General features: G+C 70.2%; 21 protein-coding genes and 1 tRNA gene. 6 read left to right on the top strand and 16 right to left on the bottom strand.

All coding sequences use genetic code 11. The features are described from left to right. Positions 1-94: 94 nt before the first annotated feature. Positions 95-168 (bottom strand) — tRNA-Met (locus tag ABKA17_RS03065). Positions 169-238: 70 nt separating this feature from the next. Continuing rightward, the gene (locus ABKA17_RS03060) at positions 239-3,169 is read right to left on the bottom strand and encodes a UPF0182 family membrane protein (RefSeq protein WP_353690761.1); all 2,931 of its coding nucleotides are present in this window, start codon (positions 3,167-3,169) and stop codon (positions 239-241) included. A gap of 163 nt (positions 3,170-3,332) precedes the next feature. Here ABKA17_RS03060 and ABKA17_RS03055 point away from each other — a divergent pair, with 163 nt between their 5' ends. Next, entirely contained in the window at positions 3,333-3,875 is a 543-nt protein-coding gene (locus ABKA17_RS03055) for a PPA1309 family protein (RefSeq protein ID WP_353690232.1), read from the top strand. Between the two features lie 77 nt (positions 3,876-3,952). Here ABKA17_RS03055 and ABKA17_RS03050 read toward each other — a convergent pair whose 3' ends face one another. From ABKA17_RS03050 to ABKA17_RS03035, 4 genes are all read right to left on the bottom strand, one after another. Beyond that, the gene (locus ABKA17_RS03050) at positions 3,953-5,050 is read right to left on the bottom strand and encodes a YlbL family protein (protein WP_353690231.1); all 1,098 of its coding nucleotides are present in this window, start codon (positions 5,048-5,050) and stop codon (positions 3,953-3,955) included. A gap of 47 nt (positions 5,051-5,097) precedes the next feature. Next, a complete protein-coding gene (locus ABKA17_RS03045; protein WP_353690230.1) occupies positions 5,098-5,253 on the bottom strand; it encodes a hypothetical protein in 156 nt (51 codons plus the stop codon). A gap of 151 nt (positions 5,254-5,404) precedes the next feature. Further along, positions 5,405-5,866 carry a molybdenum cofactor biosynthesis protein MoaE gene (locus tag ABKA17_RS03040; RefSeq protein ID WP_353690229.1) on the bottom strand — a complete coding sequence of 154 codons (462 nt, stop codon included), beginning with the start codon at positions 5,864-5,866 and terminating at the stop codon, positions 5,405-5,407. A 156-nt stretch (positions 5,867-6,022) separates the two neighbouring features. Then, complete coding sequence (locus ABKA17_RS03035) at positions 6,023-7,135, bottom strand: SDR family oxidoreductase (RefSeq protein ID WP_353690228.1); 1,113 nt, start codon at positions 7,133-7,135, stop codon at positions 6,023-6,025. Between the two features lie 193 nt (positions 7,136-7,328). Here ABKA17_RS03035 and ABKA17_RS03030 point away from each other — a divergent pair, with 193 nt between their 5' ends. After that, the gene (locus ABKA17_RS03030) at positions 7,329-8,789 is read left to right on the top strand and encodes a zinc-dependent metalloprotease (protein ID WP_353690227.1); all 1,461 of its coding nucleotides are present in this window, start codon (positions 7,329-7,331) and stop codon (positions 8,787-8,789) included. Continuing rightward, positions 8,786-9,307 carry an NUDIX hydrolase gene (locus tag ABKA17_RS03025; protein ID WP_353690226.1) on the top strand — a complete coding sequence of 174 codons (522 nt, stop codon included), beginning with the start codon at positions 8,786-8,788 and terminating at the stop codon, positions 9,305-9,307. The genes ABKA17_RS03030 and ABKA17_RS03025 overlap by 4 nt, the downstream gene beginning before the upstream one ends. Before the next feature lie 183 nt (positions 9,308-9,490). Here the strand turns inward: ABKA17_RS03025 and ABKA17_RS03020 are convergent, their stop codons facing one another. The 4 genes from ABKA17_RS03020 to ABKA17_RS03005 form a co-directional block, all read right to left on the bottom strand. Further along, on the bottom strand, positions 9,491-10,246 hold the full coding sequence (locus ABKA17_RS03020; RefSeq protein WP_353690225.1) for an AIM24 family protein: 756 nt from the start codon (positions 10,244-10,246) through the stop codon (positions 9,491-9,493). 17 nt (positions 10,247-10,263) lie between these two features. Continuing rightward, positions 10,264-10,944: an AIM24 family protein gene (locus ABKA17_RS03015; RefSeq protein WP_353690224.1), complete on the bottom strand. Its 681-nt coding sequence runs from the start codon at positions 10,942-10,944 to the stop codon at positions 10,264-10,266. Positions 10,945-10,955: 11 nt separating this feature from the next. Continuing rightward, on the bottom strand, positions 10,956-12,692 hold the full coding sequence (locus tag ABKA17_RS03010; RefSeq protein ID WP_353690223.1) for a TerD family protein: 1,737 nt from the start codon (positions 12,690-12,692) through the stop codon (positions 10,956-10,958). Between the two features lie 129 nt (positions 12,693-12,821). After that, the gene (locus ABKA17_RS03005; protein WP_353690222.1) at positions 12,822-13,418 is read right to left on the bottom strand and encodes a M48 metallopeptidase family protein; all 597 of its coding nucleotides are present in this window, start codon (positions 13,416-13,418) and stop codon (positions 12,822-12,824) included. 232 nt (positions 13,419-13,650) lie between these two features. On the opposite strand from ABKA17_RS03005, the gene ABKA17_RS03000 reads away from it, so the two are divergent. Then, positions 13,651-14,895 carry a TOMM precursor leader peptide-binding protein gene (locus ABKA17_RS03000; protein WP_502994109.1) on the top strand — a complete coding sequence of 415 codons (1,245 nt, stop codon included), beginning with the start codon at positions 13,651-13,653 and terminating at the stop codon, positions 14,893-14,895. After that, on the top strand, positions 14,888-16,264 hold the full coding sequence (locus ABKA17_RS02995; RefSeq protein ID WP_353690221.1) for an ABC1 kinase family protein: 1,377 nt from the start codon (positions 14,888-14,890) through the stop codon (positions 16,262-16,264). The genes ABKA17_RS03000 and ABKA17_RS02995 overlap by 8 nt, the downstream gene beginning before the upstream one ends. A gap of 18 nt (positions 16,265-16,282) precedes the next feature. Here ABKA17_RS02995 and ABKA17_RS02990 read toward each other — a convergent pair whose 3' ends face one another. The 5 genes from ABKA17_RS02990 to ABKA17_RS02970 form a co-directional block, all read right to left on the bottom strand. Continuing rightward, entirely contained in the window at positions 16,283-16,492 is a 210-nt protein-coding gene (locus tag ABKA17_RS02990; protein ID WP_353690220.1) for a hypothetical protein, read from the bottom strand. Positions 16,493-16,639: 147 nt separating this feature from the next. Then, the gene (locus ABKA17_RS02985; RefSeq protein WP_353690219.1) at positions 16,640-16,966 is read right to left on the bottom strand and encodes a putative WhiB-interacting protein; all 327 of its coding nucleotides are present in this window, start codon (positions 16,964-16,966) and stop codon (positions 16,640-16,642) included. Further along, positions 16,963-17,331 carry a WhiB family transcriptional regulator gene (locus ABKA17_RS02980; protein ID WP_171145190.1) on the bottom strand — a complete coding sequence of 123 codons (369 nt, stop codon included), beginning with the start codon at positions 17,329-17,331 and terminating at the stop codon, positions 16,963-16,965. Before ABKA17_RS02980 ends, ABKA17_RS02985 begins: the two co-directional genes overlap by 4 nt. Before the next feature lie 174 nt (positions 17,332-17,505). Next, positions 17,506-17,790: a hypothetical protein gene (locus tag ABKA17_RS02975; RefSeq protein WP_353690759.1), complete on the bottom strand. Its 285-nt coding sequence runs from the start codon at positions 17,788-17,790 to the stop codon at positions 17,506-17,508. 198 nt (positions 17,791-17,988) lie between these two features. Then, positions 17,989-20,316, bottom strand: coding sequence for an ATP-dependent DNA helicase UvrD2 (locus tag ABKA17_RS02970; protein ID WP_353690218.1), 2,328 nt, complete (start codon positions 20,314-20,316; stop codon positions 17,989-17,991). Positions 20,317-20,369: 53 nt separating this feature from the next. On the opposite strand from ABKA17_RS02970, the gene ABKA17_RS02965 reads away from it, so the two are divergent. Then, a complete protein-coding gene (locus ABKA17_RS02965) occupies positions 20,370-20,612 on the top strand; it encodes a mycoredoxin (RefSeq protein WP_353690217.1) in 243 nt (80 codons plus the stop codon). Between the two features lie 57 nt (positions 20,613-20,669). On the opposite strand, the gene nudC is transcribed toward ABKA17_RS02965, so the two are convergent. Next, a complete protein-coding gene (gene nudC / locus ABKA17_RS02960) occupies positions 20,670-21,611 on the bottom strand; it encodes an NAD(+) diphosphatase (RefSeq protein ID WP_353690216.1) in 942 nt (313 codons plus the stop codon). Positions 21,612-21,732: the final 121 nt, after the last annotated feature.

Here is a 21,732-nt window from a genome sequence, read left to right as displayed (position 1 = left end):
CCCCACCGCGGCACGTCCATCCCTCTCTGCGGCACATGCGTTCGCACATCACGAAGGCCCGGATCCTTGAAAGGATCCGGGCCTTCGTTTTCAGTAGCGGGGACAGGATTTGAACCTGCGACCTCTGGGTTATGAGCCCAGCGAGCTACCGAGCTGCTCCACCCCGCGCCGTTGTGAAACAACCGTATCACGGCGCGAGGGGAGCGTTTGACCAGCTCAGGAACTGATCAGGAACCGATCAGCCACTGGGGCTGCTGCTCGGCTTCGGACTGCCGCTGGGACTCGGACTGCTGCCGCCGGTCTTGTCCTCCTTGGCCTGTGCGTCCTCGGCCCGTTGCAGCGCGTCCTCCAGATCCTTCTGCGCGGTGCCGTACGCCTCCCAGTCACCCTTCTTCAGGGCTTCCTGGCCGGCCTCGAAGGCCTTCTGGGCGTCGTTCAGCGCTTCTTGGACCGTCGGGTTGTCGGACGGCGGTGGTGGCGTGGTCGTCCCTCCGCCGTCGTCCTCCGGCGGCGTGGTGGTCTCGCCCTCCGCCCCGAACACCTTGTTGAGGGCCTCGTCGAGCATGTCCTCGAAGGCGGTGTTGCCTCCGTAGGTCACCAACACCTTGCGCAGCAGCGGGTACTTCAGTCCACCACCGCGTACGTAGACCGGCTCCACGTAGAGCAGTCCTCCGTCGAGCGGCACCGTCAGCAGGTTGCCGTACTCGACCTTGGAATCACCTCTGTTGAGGAGGCTGATGGTCTCGGCGATCTCCTGTTCGGAGTTGAACTGGCTCTGCACCTGTTTAGGACCTTGGACGGTGGTGTTCGTCGGCAGTTTCAGGATTCTGATCTTGCCGTAGTCACCGGTGCCCGCCTCGGCGTCGACCGACATGAACGCACTGAGGTTGTCCCGGCCGTTGGGCGTGAACGTCGTCGTGAGCGAGAACGCCTGTGCCTTCTGGTCGGGCATCTTCATGCTCAGGTAGTACGGCGGCACCGCGTCGCCCGAGGTGTTCGTCGGGTCGTCCGGCACCTGCCACACCTCGGAGCCGCTGAGGAACGTCGTCGCGTCCTTCACGTGGTAGCGGCTGAGCAGCTCACGCTGGACCTTGAACAGGTCCTGCGGGTACCGCAGATGGGCCATGAGCGAGTCCGAGATCTCGGTCTTCGACTTCACCGTGCCCGGGAACGCCTTCATCCAGGTCTTCAGGACCGGGTCCTTGGTGTCCCACTGGTAGAGCTTGACCTGACCGGTGTACGCGTCGACGGTCGCCTTCACCGAGTTGCGGATGTAGTTGACCTGGTTCTGCTGGGCCACCACCGCGCGCGAGTTGTTCGTCGCGGTCAGCGAGTCGGCCGTGGTGTCACCGAGGGTCGTACGGGACGAGTACGGATAGCCGTTCGTCGTCGTGTACGCGTCGACGATCCACTGGATCTTGCCGTCCACGACCGCCGGGTAGGCGTCACCGTCGATGGTCAGCCACGGGGCGACCGCCTCGACCCGCTCCTTGGGTGTGCGGTTGTAGAGGATCCGCGAACCCTCGCCGATCGCGCCGGAGTAGAGGATCTGCGGCTCGCTGAACGCCACCGCGTACGCGGCCCGGTTGATCGGGTTGGAGAGGTTGACCCCGCTCTTGCCGGTGTAGCTGAAGGTCTTCTCGCCGTTGTCGTCGGAGTAGTCGATCTCCTTCTGGGGACCGCCGACGATCGAGTACTCGGTGGTCTTCTCGCCGTAGTACACGCGCTGCTGGTACGTGCCGAGGTCACCCTGCGAGGGCAGGTCGGACTCGGTGAAGACCGGGCGGCCCTCGGAGTCGGCGGTGGTGCCCTTGGCGGCGACCACGCCGTAGCCGTGGGTGTAGCGGAAGTGGTCGTTGATCCAGTTGTTCTTCGGAATGCCGGCGAGGTTCAGCTCGCGCAGACCGATGACCGTGTCCTGGTCCTTGCCGTCCTTGCTGTACCGGTCGACGTCCAGGTTGGTCGGGAACGCGTAGTAGTTACGCATCTGCTGGAGCTGCTGGAACGTCGGCGAGGCGATGTTCGGGTCCATCACACGGATGCTGGCCGTCGAGTCGACGTCGTCGCGCAGCTTGGTCTTGTCCGTGGTGGTGGACGCACCGCCGTACTCGTCGACCTGGGCGTCGTCGATGCCGTAGGCCTCGCGCGTCGCCTTGAGGTTCTTGGAGACGTAGGGCGCCTCCTTGGCCTGCTCGTTCGGCTGGACCTGGAATTTCTGGACGATCGCCGGGTAGAGGCCGCCGATGAGGATCGCCGACAGGACCATCAGGCCGAAGCCGATGACGGGCAGCTGCCAGGTGCGCCGCCACAGGGTGGCGAAGAACAGCAGGGCGCAGATGACGGCGATGCAGAACAGGATCGTCTTGGCGGGCAGGTAGGCGTTCGCGTCGACGTACCTGAGGCCGGTCCAGTTGTCGGTGGCCTTGAAGTCGCTGGACTTGACCGCGAGGCCGTACCGGTCGAGCCAGTAGGCCACCGCCTTCAGGGCGACGAAGATGCCCATCAGCACCGACAGATGGCCGGTGGCGGCGGCCGTGGCGCGCGCTCCCGGGCTGGTGATCCTCAGGCCGCCGTACAGGTAGTGGGTCAGCGCGGCGGCGATCACGGACAGGATCGCGGCGGCGAAGCCGAAGCCGAGCAGGAACCGGTACCAGGGCAGGTCGAAGGTGAAGAAGGAGATGTCGAGCTTGAACTGCGGGTCCTTCTCGCCGAAGGACACGCCGTTGACCCACATCAGCCAGGTCCGCCACTGGCTCGACGCCGAGGCACCCGCGATCAGGCCGACCAGGGAGGTGATCCCCAGCAGCAGCCACCTCTTGTAGGGCGCGATGCCCATGCGGTAGCGGTCGAGGTTCTGCTGCTCCATCGACATGGCGCTCAGCGGCGGCCGCAGCCGGTGCGCCAGCCAGATGTTGAAGCCGACCGCCAGGGCCATCAGCAGACCGAAGACGAAGAACAGTCCGATCTTCGTCCACAGGGTGGTCGTGAACACGGACGAGTAGTTCACCGACCGGTACCAGAGCCAGTCCGTCCAGAACCCGGCGAACATGGTGAACGCCATGCCGAGCACGGCAAGGACGCCCAGTGTCATGAGCAGGGTCCGGACACGCCGGGACGGGCGGCCCACTCTGATCCGCGGCCCTGTCGGGCCTCCGCCGCGGTCCGGCATCTGGAAAGCCAAGGTGCGCACCTCGAAAGTCGCTGTTGGTCCGTCAGACCCGCGTCCCCGCGGGCCGTCCGTGGGCCACGTGATCGTAGGCCCTCACCTATGCAACTTACTCACGCTTTACTCGGTTCCCGATTCCGGCCATGAACGAGGCAGGATTGTGACCATGTCCAACACTCCCATGGCAGCGAGCCCCCTGACCCGGGCCGTACTCGAGATCGACGAGTACGTCTCCGGCCTCGGCTGGGACCAGCCCGCTCGCCTCTTCGCCCTCGTAGACACCGCCCGGCTGCGCGCTCAGGAACCCGGGCTCGCGGCCCAGCTCGGCCTGGAGGACGAGCAGGAGACCACCGGTCTCACCCCGATCGAGCAGGAGGAGATCCCGGCGGGCAAGCCGCTGGACGAGTTCCTCGGCACGATCGCCTGGCCCGACGCCGTGGTCGGCTGCGCGCTGACGGTGGAGCGCCTGATGCTCCCGCCGTCCGCCGAGGCCTCGGTCCCCGAGGGCCTGGGCGACAAGAAGCTCGCCCAGTGGGTCGCCAAGCACCCCGACCGCCAGGAGGTCCGCATGACCGTCGCGGTCCTGCGCGACGGCACCCGCGACTCGGCCCTGCGGCTGCGCGAGAAGGACTCCCCGACGGAGGTCCTCACCGGCGGCGACCTGGTACCGGGGCTGGCGGAGGCGCTGTCGGCGACGTTCGAGGACTGAGCCCTTCTGGTACGACGACGGGGGCGCCCTCGGTTTCGGGGGCGCCCCCGTTCACGTACGCGCGCGTGCCTGCCCGGTCAGCCCTTGGTCGTGCACTTGGGCAGGTCGGCGGTGTCGCCGGAGCGGATGTCCTTGAGCGCGCCGAGGGCGTCGTCGATGGTGTCCACCTTGACCAGGGTGAGCCCGTCGGGCGTGTCCGCGGCGGCCGCCGCGCAGTTGTCGGCCGGCGTCAGGAAGTATTTGGCACCCTTGTCGCGGGCGCCGACGGTCTTCATCTCGATGCCGCCGATCGGGCCGACCTTGCCCTCGTCGTCGATGGTGCCGGTGCCGGCCACGAACGTGCCGCCGGTGAGGCTGCCCGGGGTGAGCTTGTCGTAGATGCCGAGCGCGAACATCAGACCGGCGCTGGGGCCGCCGACATCGGCGAGCTTGATGTCGATGGTGAACGGGAAGGTGTGGTCGACCCCGGCGGAGATCCCGACGACGGCCCGCTTCTCGAGCTCGTCCTTGGACTCCTCGGTCGTGATGGTCACGTCCTGGGTCTTGGTCGCCGTCCGCTTCGCCTTCTCGGCGGCGGCCTGCTCCTTGGCGGGCACGATGGTGAAGACGACCTTCTCGCCGATCTTGTGCTTGGTGACCAGGTCGGCGACGTCGGTCGTCTCCTTCACCGGCGTACCGTCGACGGCCTTGATGACGTCACCGGCGTGCAGCACGCCCTCGGACGGGGAGTCCTTGACGACCGCGGAGACGATCACGAAGGACTTCACCGGGATGTCCAGCGCCTTCAGGGCGGCGACCTTGGCGCTCTCCTGGGACTGGCTGAACTCCTCGGCGTTCTCCTGGGTGGACTGTTCCTCGGTCTTGCCGTCGGGGTAGAGCGTGTCGTGCGGCACGACCTTGTTGTCGTGCGCGAGCCAGCCGTAGACGGCCTCGACCAGGTTCATCTTGTAGTCGGCGCTGGTGACCCGGACGGTGGTCATGTTGAGGTGACCGCTCGTCGCGTAGGTCTTGCGCCCGGAGATCTGGAGGACCGGCTCGCCGTCGTGATCGCCCAGGGTGTTCACCGTCGGCCCCGGGGACATCTCCGAGTACGGCACGGGGATGAAGACACCCGCGCACAGGAGCGCGATCAGCATCAGGGTGGAGGCGAGCATCGTCGCGGTGCGGCGTGGCATGGAACGACAGTACGGGACGCCCCTGTCAGCGACCCGTCAGGGCGACCTTAAGGCTGCTTCTCCATCGCCTCGCGGAACCGGGCGTACCCGTCGAGCTCGGGACCGTCGCTGCGCACCCTGCGGGTCCGGTTGGCCCAACTCCCCCACAGACCGGCACCGATCGCTGCCAACAGCGGAATCAGCAACCAGGCGAGCGCCGCCATGCCGACCTCCCAACCCCGATGAGCGACCGCAACTGACTGATCAGCAGATTAACCATCCGCACTGACAACGCTCGTGCCAGGGGTGCGGTTACGCAACCGGAGAAGGAGGAGAAAGGGTTCAGCAGTGGCCTGGAGCCGGGGGCATCGGGGTTCAGCAGGCGCCGACCCACTCCTCGGTCCCGTCGGAGAACTTCTGGTGCTTCCAGATCGGCACTTCGTGCTTGAGGTCGTCGATCAGCTTCCGGCAGGCCTCGAAGGCCTCGCCGCGATGCGGGCAGGACACCGCGACGACGACGGCGAGGTCCCCGATGCCGAGATCCCCGACCCGGTGCACTGCGGCCAGCGCCCGCACCGGATACGCGGCGACGACGCGCTCCGCGATCCGCCGCATCTCCGCCTCGGCACTCGGATGGCACGAGTACCCGAGCTCGTCGACGTCGGCTCCCCCGTCGTGATTGCGCACGGTCCCCACGAACAGCGCCGTCCCCCCGGCCGCGTCGTCCCCGACGGCCTTGAAGACCTCGTCCAGGGAGAGCGGGGTCTCACGAATGGCGAGGAGCCTGATCGGCTCGTCGGCGGCCTGCTCACCGGGGTGGTCGTGCGTGGTTGCCATGGCCCCATCGTGCCCCATGCCGCCGACCACGCGGAATACCGTTATCGCCCGGCACGCGCGCGTGCGTGTTGGAGCCTCCTACAGACCTGGAGATGTGCAGGCCTGCAGACCTGATGCAGACCTGCGGACCTCCGGAGCCTGCGGCGGCCGTCGCCGTCAGATCCGCCGCCGCGCCTTCCGGGCCCGCCGCACCACGGCCGCCGCGCCCAGCAGCGCCACCGTCGCACCCGCCGCGCCCGCGGCCGTCGCGTCCTTGCGGCCCAGTCGCCGCCCGGCCACGGTGTGCCGCCCGGCGACCTCCTCGAGGAGCTCCGCGAGCACCTCCTCGTTGGTCCACTGCGGCCGCCACCCGGCGTCGTGCAGCCGGCTCCCGCTCACCACCCAGGGGTACATCGTGTACGCGAGGTCCCCGGCCGGAGACGGTGTGAGCCCGATCCGGTGCAGCCGGGCGGCCGCACCGAGCGCGACGGCCGACGGCAGCTCCATCCGCCGGATCCCGCTGAGCTCCTCGACCTCCTCCTGCTCCAGCCACCCGTCGCACCCGACGGCGAGCTCCCCCTCGACCTTCTCCAGAACGGCGTACTCCAGGGCACTGCACAGATCCTCGACATGGCAGAACTGCCAGGCAGGCCGCGAACCGGCGACGACGAGCAGCCGCGGCGACTCGAAGTACCTGGTCAGCGCGGTGTCCATGCCTCCGACCAGGACAGCGGGGCGCACCACGGTGACATTGAGTCCGGGATGCGCGCGCGGCGCGCGGCGCGCGAGGCGCTCGATCTCCAGCAGGTCCCCGACGCCGGTCGCCTCCGCCGTCGCCCGCAGTTCCGCGTCCTCGGACAGCGGCAGTTCGTTGTCGTCCAGCGCCCCGTAGACCATGGCGGACGTGCACAGCACGACCCGGTGCACCCCGGCGGCGGCCGCGGCGGTCAGGACCGTCTGGGTCCCGCGCACGTTGTAGGCCGTACGGGCGGCTCCGTCCGTCTCCAGATCCAGGTCCAGCGCCAGGTGCACCACCACGTCGGCGCCGCGCAGCTTCTCCGCGATGGCCGGATCCCGCACGTCGAGGATGTGCCACTGGGCGGCCGCGCACTCGCCGCGCCGCTCGTCGATGGCGATGACCTGCTTGATCTCCTCCGACGCGGCGAGCCGCTCGGTGAGCAGCGCGCCGATACCGGCCGCGGCGCCGGTCACGGCGACGACGGGCCCGCGCACACCGGGATTGGTTGACTGGTTTCGCGCTGCGCGAACCTGTGGATCAGGGGAACTCACCGGGCGTCTCCAGCGGTTGTCTTCAGTACGGGCGCGAGTGACGCGTACGTACCAGGTGGCATCCATCCTGCCGCAGGCCGCGAGTCGGCGAAGCACCGAGGCCCGATCCGCCCACGGTGTCTACGCTGGGTGGTGTTATCGGGCAGTCGCGCCGTCGGAGCGAAACCGGCGGCCCTATCAGCCGAGGAATCCCGTGAGTGACACCCCATTCGGATTCGGCCTTCCGCCGGAGGAGCCGGACGACGGCGACGAGGGCAAGAAGAAGGACCAGCAGAGCGGTGGTGGTCAGGGCCCGGCCAACCCGTTCGGTTTCGGCGGGCTGCCCGGAGCCGGTGGCTTCGGCGGCGCCGGCGGTCCTGGTGCCGACAACCCGTTCGCTGCCATGTTCGGTTCCCTGAACCCCAACGACCTGGGCGCCGCGTTCCAGCAGCTGGGCCAGATGCTCTCGTACGAGGGCGGCCCGGTGAACTGGGACATGGCCAAGCAGATCGCCCGCCAGACCGTCTCCCAGGGCACGGCCGACGGCACCAAGGACGCGAGCGTCGGCCCCGCCGAGCGCACCGCCGTCGAGGAGGCCGTCCGGCTGGCCGACCTGTGGCTCGACGACGCGACGTCCCTGCCGTCCGGCGCGGGCTCCGCGGTGGCGTGGTCCCGCGCGGAGTGGGTCGAGGCGACCCTGCCCGCGTGGAAGGAGCTCGTCGACCCGGTCGCCGAGCGCGTCGGTACCGCGATGGGCGACGTGCTGCCGGAGGAGATGCAGGCCATGGCCGGCCCGCTGATCGGCATGATGCGCTCGATGGGCGGCGCCATGTTCGGCACCCAGATCGGGCAGGCCGTCGGTGTGCTCGCGGGCGAGGTCGTCGGTTCCAGCGACATCGGGCTGCCGCTCGGCCCGGCCGGCAAGGCCGCGCTGCTGCCGGTGAACATCGAGGCGTTCGGCAAGGACCTGGGCGTGCCGAAGGAGGAGGTGCGGCTGTATCTCGCCCTGCGCGAGGCCGCTCACCAGCGTCTCTTCGCGCATGTACCGTGGCTGCGCTCGCACCTGTTCGGTGCCGTCGACGGCTACGCGCGCGGGATCAAGGTCGACACCGCCAAGCTGGAGGACGTGGTCGGCCAGTTCGACCCGCAGAACCCCGAGCAGCTGCAGGACGCGCTCCAGCAGGGCATGTTCCAGCCCGAGGACACGCCCGAGCAGAAGGCGGCCCTGGCCCGGCTGGAGACGGCTCTGGCGCTCGTCGAGGGCTGGGTGGACGCGGTGGTGCACGCGGCCGCGAAGCCGCGCCTGACGTCCGCGGACGCGCTGCGCGAGACCCTGCGGCGCCGTCGCGCCTCGGGCGGCCCGGCCGAGCAGACCTTCGCCACGCTGATCGGCCTGGAGCTGCGTCCGCGCCGGCTGCGGGACGCCTCGCGGCTGTGGGCCTCGCTCACGGACGCGCGCGGTGTCGACGGCCGGGACGGTCTGTGGGCCCACCCGGACATGCTCCCGACCGCGTCCGACCTGGACGACCCGGACGGCTTCGTGCACCGCGAGCAGCTGGACTTCTCCGAGCTCGACAAGATGCTCGGCGAGGCGGCGGGCGGCGGTTCCACCGAGAAGCCGAACCTGAAGAAGGACGACTCCCAGGACAGCGAAAAGGGCGACGACACCGAGTGAGCCTGCACGACGACGCGGTCCTCGTCCTGAAGGGGTACGAGGACCAGGAAGAGCTGCGCCAGACCTATCTGGACCATCTGTCCGCACACCCGGACGGGATGTGGAAGGCCTGCCACGCGGGCCACGTCACGGCGAGCGCGCTGGTCGTCGACCCGTCCCGCGGTCAGGTGCTGCTGACGCTCCACAGGAAGCTGCGGATGTGGCTCCAGATGGGCGGGCACTGCGAGCCGGGCGATGTCTCCCTGGAGGCGGCGGCCCTGCGGGAGGCCACGGAGGAGTCGGGCATCGCCGGACTGACCATGCTCCCGGGCGGTCCGGTACGGCTGGACCGCCACCCGATCCCCGCCCCCTGCCACTGGCACTTCGACGTCCAGTACGCGGCGCTGGCCCCGGCCGGAACCGTGGCGGCGATCAGCGACGAGTCCCTGGACCTGCGCTGGTTCCCCTACGACGAGGTGGCGGACGTGGCGGACGACTCGGTCGTACGCCTGCTGGAAGCGACTCGCGCGAGGCTGTGAACGTTGTAAGGGGCGACCTCTATGGACGGTCGCCCCTTACGTAGGCCGGTCAGTAGCGCCCCGTAAGGGGCGCGGGGCTCTATCGATGTGCGGCTCCGCCGCGTGGGCGCGCCCGGCCACATCCGGCCCGCGGCCAAGGACGGCCCGGGTCTCCCCGGACCCGTCGCTCGACCCGCGGAGCGATCAGCTCCAGGCGTTGCCCTGGTTCTGGCCGCGGGCCCCCTGCTGGCCCATGCCGTACTGCGCGGCGATGCCGGAGCCGATCTGGGCGTTCTGCGGCGGCAGCAGCTCGCTGGGCTGGACGATGGCGTAACCACTGCCCATGAAGCTGAGCTCCCAGCCCTCACCGGTGTTGCCGCGGCGCCGGAAGACCCCGGAGGAGTGCGTCTGGGCCTGCATCTGGACACGCAGCGAGGTCGACCAGGCGACGATCGCGTCGGCGTCGCAGTTGACGTACTTGTCGGGCGTCACCTGCATCATCAGCGGAGCGCCGGAGGTCATGAGGGCGACCTTGCCGCGGCCGGTGATGTTGAGTTGGTACTTCCCCGAGCCGGAGATGCCGTAGAGGCTGTCGACGGCGATGACCTCGTGGTGCAGCGAGGAGTCCATGGCGAGGACGTAGGAGCTGTCGACGGTGAGGCCGTCCTGCTCCACATCCACCAGGTGCACGTGCTGCTTGAGGTTGGCGAGGTAGACCGTGCCCTGCCCGTGGCAGCGCATCAGGTCAAGGCCCTCGCCGGTGCTCGCCCGCGCACGTCCCTGCTGGTTGGACTGGTACTCGGCGTCGAACTCCATCAGGCCCTGGTAGGCGACCATCGTGCCCTTGCGGGCGAGGATGTCGTCGTGGCCCTCCAGGGTGACGCGGAGCATCTGCTTGTTCTGCAGGCTCCAGCGCTCCTGGGTCTGCTGGTCGTTGTAGGCGAAAAGCGGACTCTGCATGACGTTCTGGCTCCCCCTCAGCCCCGGAACCGGAGACGGTCGGTGCTGTCCTCGCTGGGCTGGACGACGACGATGCCCTGGCCGGAGAAGGCCATCTGGTAGGCCTCACCGCTGCCCCGGCCGATGAGCGACTGCGCCTTGAAGCTGCGCTTGCCCTTCACCTTGAGGTTCGGGGACCAGGCGACGAGCGCGTCGGGGTCGACGTACGTCTCGTCCTCGCCGCCACCGCAGTCGACGACGATCGGCTTGCCCCGGGAGGTCAGCGCGACCCAGCCCTGCCCGGAGATCTTGGTGTTCCACAGGCCCTGTCCGGCGAACTTCGCCAGGCCCTTGACCCTCTCGACGCCCCAGGTGAGGTGCGCGTCGAAGGCGAGCAGGTTGGTGGCGTTGACGGAGATGCCGTCGCCGTTGAGGTTGATCACGACCACGTTGGCGCCGTAGTCGGCGAGATAGAGCAGTCCGTCGCCGGAGCACTTCATCAGGGGCGCGCCCTCGCCGGTCATCCAGTCCTTGGCGATCTGGCGCACGGCCGGCGGGTTGGGCTCGTACTGGACGAAGCCCTCGTAGGCGACCATCGAGCCCACGCGCGCGAAGAGGTCGTTCCCGGTCTGCATGGCGATCTTCGCCATGTGGTTGCCGTGGTTCTCCATGCGGGCGGTGACGGGTGCGGGAGCGAAGCCCGCGAGTGGCTGGTTCATGACGGACTCCCTCAGATCTCGTACGGCTGGACGACGATGAAGTTGCCGGGCGCCGCGCGGAACTGGAGGTTCACGCTCTCGCCGGTGTCGCCGGGGTAGGCGTTGCGGCGCATCCGGACCTGGCTGGAGACGACCACCTGCGCGGCGGACGACCAGGCGACCACGGCGTTGGCGTCGGCGAACGTCGTGGGCGTGACCGGCAGCACCACGGGCGTGCCGTGCGTCTTGAGGACGATCGTGCCGGTGCCCTGGAACAGCATCGTGAACAGCGCGCCGCCGGGGATGCCGTGGCCCTCGATGCGGCGGACCTCGTACTGGAGGCTCTCGTCGAAGGCGAGGACGTTCTCGGCGGAGACGCAGATGCCGTCGCCCTGGAGTTCGATCGGGTGCAGCATCGTGGAGTTGTCGGCGAGGAAGACCTGGCCCTGGCCGGTGCAGCGCATCAGCTGCATCTCCTGGCCGGTCGCGTTGCCGACGACCCGGCCGGCGAATCCGGCGCCCTTGTAGCTGAAGTCGACCTTGCCCTGGTAGAGCACCATGCTGCCCTGGCGGGCCAGCACGGGCTGGCCGCCGATGCCGAGGTCCACGCGGACGAGCTTCTTGTTCTGCTGCGTCCAGCGCTGGCCGGTGGGCGTCTCCTTGAACTGCTGGAGAGCGCCGGCGACTCCGGCGGCTTGGGGCGCGCCCTGCGGCATGCCCTGGGGCGCGCCGTAAGGCGCCTGCTGGCCCGGGACCTGGCCGTACGGGGGCTGCTGGCCGTAGCCCGGAGGCGGGGTCGGCTGGCCGTAGCCGGGCGGCGGGCCCGGCGCCTGGGGTGCCTGCGGGGCCTGGGGCTGGGCGCCGTAGCCGGGGGGCAGCGGGGCGGTCTGGCCGGGGGCCTGGCCGTACGGGGGCTGCTGGCCGTAGCCCGGAGGCGGGGTCGGCTGGCCGTAGGGCGCGGGCGCCGGGGCCGGGGGCGGCACCGGGGCGCCGCCGGGCGGGGTCAGGGGCGCGACGATGGTGGGCTGGGCGTGCACGTTCGGAGCGGGGGCCGGGGGCGGCGTCGCTCCGGGCGGGGGCGCGAAGCCCTGCGGGGCGGGCGCGGGGGCCGGCGCGGGCGCGGGGGGCGGAGCCTGGGCCGCCGGGGCGCCGAACGCGGGCGCGGCCGCTGCCTGGGCGGGCGGGGCGAAGCCGGGCGTGGCGCCGGCCTGCGGCTGCTGGGGGGCCGCGGGGGCCTCCTCTTCCGCGACCTCGCCGCCGAAGTTCCTCAGCAGCGCGTCGAGGCCGCCGTCGAAGCCCTGGCCGACCGCGGCGAACCGCCACACGTCCTTCAGATAGAAGTCGCCCAGCATCACGGCTCGTTCGGTGGAGAACTCCGAGCCGTTGAAGGAGTAGCGGGCGACCTCCTCGCCACCGGCCACGATCCGGATGTATCCGGGCGCGATCTGCGACATCTGCCCGGCACCGTCGATCGTCGCCGTGAAGGACAGCTTCTGGATCTGCGCCGGGATCCGGTCGAGAGTGACGCGGAAGGACTCCGTGTCGCCCGCCTGGGTGCCCAGGAGCTGAATGGACTCCTCGGGGGACTTCGGCTGGTTGAAGAAGACGAAGTACCGGTCGTCCGAGAGCCGTTCGTCGGCGTCGAGACCGAAGCAGCTGATGTCGAAGCTCAGTCCGGGACCGGTGATCTGCACACCTACGTACAGATCGGTGCCCGCGGTGAGGTCACTGACCTTGGCCTTGTGGCCGCGTTGGAATTCCCTGGCCATGCGTTACGACCGTCCCCCATCCAAATGCGAGTGCGTCGCGCCAGGCTAACGGCAAACTCGGACAACGGACGAAGTCGGTACAGACCCGGTACACAACTCCCCGCGCGGGGGTGTCGGTCACCGCCGAGGTCACTCTTCGCGCGCGTCCGGCAGATGGGGCAGCCGGTCGGCCGCGACGACGCCCTCGAGATAACCGCGGGCCCGCTCGGTGCGCGGATACGCCTCCAGGAGCCGCCAGAAACGTGGCCCGTGTCCGGGTACGAGCAGATGGGCGAGCTCGTGCACGAGGACGTAGTCGACGACGTACTCGGGCATCCCCTGGAGCCGGTGCGAGAGGCGGATGCTGCCCTCGGAGGGGGTGCACGAGCCCCAGCGGGTGTTCTGGTTGGTGACCCAGCGGACCGAGGTGGGCCGGGCGCGTCCGCCGAAGTACTGGGCGGACAGCCGCTCGGCCCGTTCGGACAGTTCGGCATCGCCGAGGACCCGCTTGCTCTCCTGGGCGGCCAGCTTGTCGAGCATGACGCTCACCCAGCGTTGCTCCTCCGCCTCGGACATCCGGGCAGGGATCAGTACGACGGTGCGGTCGCCCTCGCGGTACGCGGAGACCGTCCTGCGTCGACGGGCGCTCCTGCGCACCTCGATCGCGCTCGCCCCCGAGCCGCTCGGCGGCTGGCTCGACGTGCGTCGCTGCGGTGTTCCGGCGCGGTTCAGTGGGTCGGCGGACACGCCCCGACGTTACCCGCTGTGCACGCTGGAAGTCCCGACTCCGGGACGGTTCGGTCCGGATACCCCACCATGCGTTTGATTTGTACGACGAATACCCACCGCCTGTGGACAACTTTCCGCACCGGACGGCACATCCGGGCATGCTGGCATTCGCCGCCGGAGCCAGGGCCGGGCACCGGTCGTTCTCCGGGCGGCGGACGGGGATGTTCCACGAGGGCTACGGGGGCCTGTCATGCAGTCTTCACAAGATCCGCCGGTTACGACGATCCCGCTGGTTCCGCTGGTCAAGCCCGCTCTGCGGCGTGGCTGGCGCGATCTCAACACCGTGCAGTTCGGGATGACCCCGGCGCACGCGATGACGCTGGGTCCGATGGACACGGCGACGGGCAGCTTCCTGGACCTGCTCAACGGCACCCGCGGTCCGGGGCTGCTGCGTGAGGAGGGGCAGCGCATGGATCTGCCCGACGGTCAGGTCGACCGGCTGCTGGAGCGGCTGTCGCGGGCCGGGCTGCTCGACGACGCGCGCGGCGGGGGTCCGGCCGGTGACGCACTGCGCAGAAAGCGGAGGGTTCTCGACCGGCTCCGCCCCGATCTGGCCTCGCTGTCCCTGACGACGTCCGAACCGGGCGAGGCGATGGGGCTGCTGACCACCCGGCGTGCGCTGCGGGTGCAGGTCAGGGGCGCGGGCCGGGTGGGCGCGGTGCTGGCCTCGCTGCTGTCCGGTGCCGGGATCGGCGAGGTCGACGTGCGCGACGTCGGCGAGGTCGAGCCGTGGGACGTCGCGCCGGGCGGGCTGCCCGCCGAGTCGATCGGCGAGCGCAGGGACGAGGCGGCCCGACGGGCGGTGCGTCGGTCCGCGCCGGAGCGCGCGCCGCGCCGGTCGTCCGCCGGGGACGGCGAGCCGGGTTTCTCCCTGGTGATCCTCGCTCCGAGGGACGACGTCGCCGTGCACGCCCCACCACCGGCCGACCCCCTCGTCGACTCCGGTACGCCCCATCTGTACGCCGGTGTCGTGGAGGGAACCGGTGTCGTCGGGCCGCTCGTCCTGCCCGGGGTGACGAGCTGCGCGGGCTGTCTGCACGAGGGGCGCACCGACCGGGACCCGGTCTGGCCACGGCTGGTCGCGCAGTGGCGGTCGGGTGGGAGGCGGTCGCGGCAGGTGCGTCCCTGCGATCTGACGCTGGCCACTACGGTGGCGGGACTGGCGGCCGCGCACGCCCTCTCCTTCCTCGACGGCCGGACACCGTCGAGCGCGGGCGCCCGCTGGGAGGTCTCCCTCCCCGCGCTGAACTGGCATGCGCGGCCGGTCTGGGCACATCCCGCGTGTCCGTGCGGGGCCGCGGAGAAAGGTAAGGAGGAACACACGGCCATTGATGGGGAGTCACACGAGACAATGACGGCGCAAGAGCCGACGAAGGAGTTGCGCCGCACGGCGGACGCGGCACGGCCGGCTGGGACCTGGAGGGCGAATGTCTGATCTTCCCCGGAAGGCGGTCACCCGGACCGCCAAGCTCGCCGCGCTCCCGCTCGGCTTCGCCGGCCGGGCCACCTGGGGGCTCGGCAAGAGAATCGTCGGGGAGTCCGCCGACATCGTCGGGCGTGAGCTGCAACAGCGCACGGCGGAGCAGCTGTTCAAGGTGCTGGGCGAGCTCAAGGGCGGTGCGATGAAGTTCGGGCAGGCCCTGTCCGTCTTCGAGTCGGCGCTGCCCGAGGAGGTCGCCGGTCCCTACCGCGCGGCACTGACGAAGCTCCAGGAAGCGGCGCCGCCCATGCCGACCCGCACCGTGCACAAGGTGCTGACCGAGCGGCTCGGGGAGGACTGGCAGGAGCTGTTCCTGGAGTTCGAGGACAAGCCCTCCGCCGCGGCGTCGATCGGCCAGGTGCATCACGCCGTGTGGCACGACGGCCGCGAGGTGGCGGTCAAGGTGCAGTACCCGGGAGCCGGCGACGCCCTTCTGTCCGACCTGAACCAATTGAGCCGTTTCGCCCGACTGTTGGGTCCGCTGATTCCCGGCATGGACATCAAGCCGCTGATCACGGAACTGAAGGACCGGGTCTCCGAGGAACTGGACTACGGCCTGGAGGCACAGGCCCAGCAGGTCCACGCCGAGGAGTTCGAGGGCGACCCGGACGTCGTGGTGCCGGCCGTGGTCCACCAGTGCGACCAGGTGCTGATCACCGAGTGGATGGACGGCGTCCCCCTCTCGGAGATCATCTCCGAGGGCACCCAGGAGCAGCGCGACCGCGCCGGCCAGCTGCTGGCGCGCTTCCTCTTCTCCGGTCCGGCCCGCACCGGCCTGCTCCACGCCGACCCGCACCCCGGCAACTTCCGGCTGCTGCCCGGCGGCCCGGACGGCGAGGACGACTGGCGCCTCGGCGTCCTGGACTTCGGCACGGTCGACCGCCTCCCGGGCGGCCTGCCGACCCCCATCGGCGAGTCCCTGCGGATGACGCTGGACGGCGAGGCGGAGGCAGTCTACGAACTGCTGCGCCTGGAGGGCTTCGTCAAGGAGTCCATAGAACTGGACCCCGACGCCGTCCTCGACTACCTCCGGCCGATCATCGAACCGGCCCTGCTCGACGAGTTCACCTTCACCCGCGGCTGGATGCGCAGCCAGGCGGCCCGCATCGCCGACATCCGCTCCCCCGCCTACCAACTGGGCAAGCAGCTCAATCTGCCCCCGGCGTACCTGCTCATCCACCGGGTGACCCTCAGCACGATCGGCGTTTTGTGCCAACTGGGCGCGACGGTCCGGTTGCGCGAGGAGCTGGAGGGGTGGCTGCCGGGGTTCGTGCCCGAGGAGCCGGAAGAGGAGTCGGCGGCGGAGGCGGTGGCGGAGGCGTGAGGCCCCGGCGGACCGGCGTCACCACCAGGCCGAGTCCAGGCGTCCCTCGATCGCCCTGAGGTTGTCCCTCGAGCAGGTGTCGCAGAAGTACTGACGGACGCCGTTCTCCACGGAACAGATCCAGGTGGGCCGTGGGCCGTCGGCGGTGGTGCCGCAGCGGGCGCACACGAGGGTCTGGGGCTCGGGGGCGGAGCCGCCGTCGTCACTGCCTCCGGAAAGACTCGTCACGCGGCGACGATATCGCCGCGGCCGGTGGATCGCGGGATACAACGCACCGCGGGGGCCGGTCCGTTCGGACGGACCGGCCCCCGCGGGGAGAGCTTGCGCCTCCCGATCCGGCTCGGATCGGGAGGCCACCGCTTCAGGTGCTGTCGGTCACTGCATGACCGCGATGGCCAGCGCACGGCGGGCGCGCATCGAGGCGCGCTCGGCCCGGCGCTGCATCCGGCGCGCGGCCGCCAGGCTCACGGCCCGACGTTCCCGCTCGGCCTGGTGCAGTCGCTCGTGCATATGCGCACGAGCCAGGGCTTCTGGTTGGAGTTGCATCTCTCGGGTCCTGTTCTGGCACGACTCGGTCGCGCCGGTGATGGTGAAGTCTGGAATCGCGGAGCCGGCGGGCTCGGTGGTGGACGGCTTCATCGGGGCCTGCTTCTTGGGGTCGTGCGTGAGGGGGCGGTCGATCGTTCCTGCGATGGTGTTCATGCCGTGACCGGGTTCTTGCGCGGGCGACCACGCGGCCGCTTCCGGGCGACGACGACACCCTGCACGAACAGCTCGCCACCCCAGACACCCCAGGGCTCACGCCGCTCCTTGGCGCCGGCGAGGCAGGCCTCCATCAGCGGGCAGGTGCGGCAGAGGGACTTGGCGTACTCGACGTCGGCCGGCGACTCGGCGAAGAAGACCTCCGGGTCGTACGAACGGCAGGGGACGGGTACGCCGAGGCTCTCGATGGCGTCGTCGAGCGCGGTGAGCGCGGTGAGCGGGATCAAGGTGGAGTCCTCCGTGAGGCCGGGCGGGGGGATCGTTTCGGAAGGCGGTACGGACGGGGCGTGCGCTTCGAGTTGCACGGTTCGTCTTCCTCGTCTGGTCGGTCCGGCCCTGTTGGACCGGTAGTCGGCGTGGTACCGGGTTCTTTTCTTGTCCCGAGGCCCCTTCGCTCCGTCATCCCCGTTCGAGGACAAACAGAAGGGCCGCGGATCCCGGATGGGGTTCCGCGGCCCTGAAGGCGCCGGCCTGATCAATCAGGCTGGATCACTCCAGGGTTCTGGCCCACGGAAGGCCCACATCAGGTGGTGCTGCGTCGTCTGCTTCCGGCTGCCGGCACCGGCTGCCGTAAAGGCATAGGCATGCGCCTGTCCCTCTACTGCTTCCAGTGCCTTGGTCGGTCGCTCATTGCGCTCACGGACGGGAAGACCCGCGAGAGACACGGAGGACGCCGGCTTGGCGGCAGGAATGCCGGACACACCGGTGCCCTGGTTCGAGACGGCGAGCATGCACAGGGAGGCGACGACCGAGCGATCGGTCATTTTCGCGGTGAAGCTGGCGTTGATGCTGGTCACTGGACTCGCCTCCTCTCGGCGTCTCGGGGGACCGGGATGAACCAGTCCTACGGGTATGTAAGTAGAGCACGGAATCAGGGCCTCCGAGAAGGCCTCTGTTCCCGTGGCTAAGAACCTATGGGGATTGCTGGGGCATGCGCAAACTATTTTTCCGACGAGTTCCGATCAATCCTCGTCTTCTTCCGCCCCGGGCTCCTGGCCTGCGCAGATCGCGAGGACATCGGCTCCGTAACGGTTGAACTTCCGTACCCCGACCCCGGAGATCCGCGCCAGCTCACCCTCGTCGTCCGGGACCGCCTCCGCGATCGCCATGAGGGTCTTGTCGGTGAAGACGCAGAACGCGGGCTGTCCGCTGCGCCGCGCCTGCTCCGCCCGCCACTCGCGCAACCGCTCGTAAAGACCCTCGTCCATGTCCGAGGGACAGTCCTCGCACCGCATCAGTTTCATCTCGCCGGCCTCGGTGAGAGTGCGGCCGCAGACCCGGCAGCGGGCCGGGGTGCGCCGGGTCCGGCGCGGCACCGCGCCCGTCGTACCGCTGGTGAAGCCGCGCTCCACGCCTCCGGGGCCGCCGCCGACGCTGCGCCCCGCGGTGGCTGTCGAGCCGGGCCGCAGTCCGTCCAGGAAGCGGCTGGGGCGACGGCTGGGACGTCCGCCGGGCGAGCGGGAGAGCGCCCAGGAGACATGGAGGTGCTCCCGGGCGCGGGTCACGCCGACATAGAGGAGGCGGCGCTCCTCCTCGACCTGCTCGTCGGTCTTTGCGTAGGTGATCGGCATCATGCCCTCGGCGACCCCGACCAGGAACACCACGTCCCACTCCAGGCCCTTGGCCGAGTGCAGGGAGGCGAGGGTGACGCCCTGGACGGTCGGGGCGTGCTGGGCGCCCGCTCGCTCGTCCAGTTCCGCGACGAGGTCGGCGAGGGTGACGCCGGACCGTGCGGCGGCGAAGTCCTGTGCCAGGTTCACCAGGGCGGCCAGCGACTCCCAGCGCTCCCGGACCGCGCCGGAGCCCGCCGGGGGCTCCGAGGTCCAGCCCTCGCCGGAGAGCACGGCGCGCACCTGGGAGGGCAGGTCGGGGGCGTCGTCCAGCTGTGAGTCGTTGCCGCCGAAGCGGGCGGCGCCGCGCAGGTTGACGATGGCCCTGCGCACTTCAGGACGGTCGAAGAACCTCTCGGCACCACGCAGCTGGTAGGGAACGCCCGCGTCGGCGAGAGCCTGCTCGTACGTCTCGGACTGGGCGTTCGTGCGGAACAGGACGGCGATCTCCGCGGCCGGGACACCGGCGGCCATCAGTTCGCGGATGCGGCGGGCGGCGCCCTCGGCCTCGGCGGGCTCGTCGGTGTACTCGGTGTAGACGGGCTCGGGGCCGGCGGCGCGCTGGGAGACCAGTTCCAGCCGGTGGTCGGCGGCGCGGCCGCTGGCCTGGGCGAGCAGACCGTTGGCCAGCCGGACGACCTGCGGGGTGGAGCGGTAGTCGCGGACCAGCTTGACGACGGTGGCGCCGGGGTGGCGGGTGCGGAAGTCGAGAAGGTGGTCGGGAGTTGCTCCCGTGAACGAGTAGATCGTCTGGCTGGCGTCGCCGACCACGCACAGGCTGTCCCGGTCACCGAGCCACAGCTCCAGCAGACGCTGCTGAAGGGGGCTGACGTCCTGGTACTCGTCGACCACGAAGTGCTGGTACTGGGCGCGGACCTGGTCGGCGATGTCGTGCCGGTCCTGGAGGACGGCCACCGTCAGCAGCAGGACGTCCTCGAAGTCGATGACGCCGCGCTCGCGCTTGAGGTCCTCGTAGGCGGCGTAGAGCTGGGCGACCTCGCCGGGGTTGCGCGGGGTCTCGCGGCCGGCCTTGGCGGTGGCGGGGGCGTAGTCGGCGGGGACGGTCTGGGTGACCTTGGACCACTCGATCTCGGCGGTGACGTCCCGCAGCTCGCCCCGGTCGAGGCGGATGCGGCAGGCGGCGGCCGCGTCGGCGACGAGCTGGATCTTGCGGTCGACGAGCCGGGGCATGGAGCCGCCGACCGCCTTCGGCCAGAAGTACTGCAGCTGGCGCAGGGCGGCCGAGTGGAAGGTGCGCGCCTGCACCCCGGCAGCGCCGAGCTGGCGGAGCCGACCGCGCATCTCTCCGGCGGCACGGTTGGTGAAGGTGACGGCCAGCACACTGGAGGGCTGCAGGATGCCGGCGCGCACCCCGTAGGCGATGCGGTGGGTGATCGCCCGGGTCTTGCCCGTACCGGCGCCGGCCAGCACGCACACCGGGCCGTGCAGGGCGGTGGCCACCTCGCGCTGCTCGGGGTCGAGCCCTTCGAGCACCGCGTCGGCCGAATCCGGGACCTGCGGGAAGAGCGTGGAGTGCGTTGCTGCTGTCACACCGCCATGCTGCCAGGTCGGCGGAGACGGCTGTGCCGGTTGTCCACAGGCAGGGGCTCGCAGTCGTACTAATGCGGCAGGCGTCACCTGGCCGGGGCCTGCGGGTCGGGAATGGCGTCCGAGCCGCATACGTTCTCTCATCGGACGACTCTTCCCCCGAGCATCAGAGGAGCGCGCGAGACATGCAGGGCACTGTGACGATGTACAGCACCACGTGGTGCGGTTACTGCCAGCGGCTGAAGAAGCAGCTGGAGCGCGAGGGCATCGCGTACACCGAGATCAACATCGAGCAGGACCCGGCGTCCGCGGCGTTCGTCGAGAAGGCGAACGGCGGAAACCAGACGGTCCCGACCGTGCTGTTCTCCGACGGTTCGACCCTGACGAACCCGTCGCTGGCTCAGGTGAAGCAGAAGATCGCCGCGTAGGCGCGGACGACGTGAGAGGGGCCGCTCCCGGTCGGGAGCGGCCCCTCTCACGTGTCGTCACACGCTGCGCGTCGGCAGCGGCTTGCCGTACCAGAGCTCGATCAGACGGGCCGCGATCGAGATGCCGTACGGCGGCAGGACCTCGCCGGAGTCGAAGGCGGCGCCCAGCTCGTCGCGGGAGAACCAGCGGGCCTCGCTGATCTCGTCGCCGTCGACGTTGATCTCGGTGGAGGTGGCGCGGGCGAGGAAGCCGAGCATGAGGCTGGACGGGAACGGCCAGGGCTGGCTCGCGATGTACTCGACCTGGCCGACGGTGACGCCGGCCTCCTCGAACACCTCGCGGCGCACCGCCTGCTCGATGGACTCGCCGGGCTCGACGAAGCCGGCGAGCGTCGAGAACCGCCCCTCGGGCCAGTGGACCTGGCGGCCGAGCAGGATCCGGTCGTCCTCGTCGGTGACGGCCATGATCACGGCGGGGTCGGTGCGCGGGTAGTGCTCGGCACCACAGGCCTGGCAGCGGCGGATGTGACCCGCGGCGGCGATGACGGTGCGCTCGCCGCAGCGGGAGCAGAAGCGGTGGGTGCGCTGCCAGTTCTCCAGGCCGACCGCGTGCACCATCAGGCCCGCCTCGCGCGGTGACAGCAGCAGGCCGGCCTCGCGCAGGCCCGCCGGGCGGGCGGACTGGTCGATGCGGCCGGGCAGGGCGTCCTTCTGGAGGGCGAAGTAGCTGACGCCGTCGTCGTCGATGCCGAGGAAGTAGCGGTGCGCCTCGGTGAGCGGGGCCTCGAAGGCGGGCGTCATGAGCAGTTCGGTACGGCCGTCGGCCGTCTCGTCGATGAGGACCTGACCGCCGGAGACCACGAAGCAGCGGGTCGTGGGGTGGCTCCACGCCGCCGCGAGCCAGGCCTCGTCGAGCCGGTGGTGGGCGGCCCGGTCGATGCCGCTGGGGGCGGTGAGCGAGATGGGTCGATCGGCGGTGTGGTCGGTCCAGGTGGTCACGGGTGCTTCCAACTCCCCCGGTGGAACGGATTGTTGCGACGGGCGGTTCGGCGGGACGTACGACGGGAGGCGACCGTGTCCGGTGTTCGGCGGTACGGGGCAGCTCTTCCGGTCTGCCCCG

It is taken from the genome of Streptomyces sp. RG80 (assembly GCF_040446465.1).
Taxonomy (GTDB): Bacteria; Actinomycetota; Actinomycetes; order Streptomycetales; family Streptomycetaceae; genus Streptomyces.
Note: the sequence above shows the minus strand (reverse complement) of the source record. Positions and strands in the feature narration are given on the sequence as shown.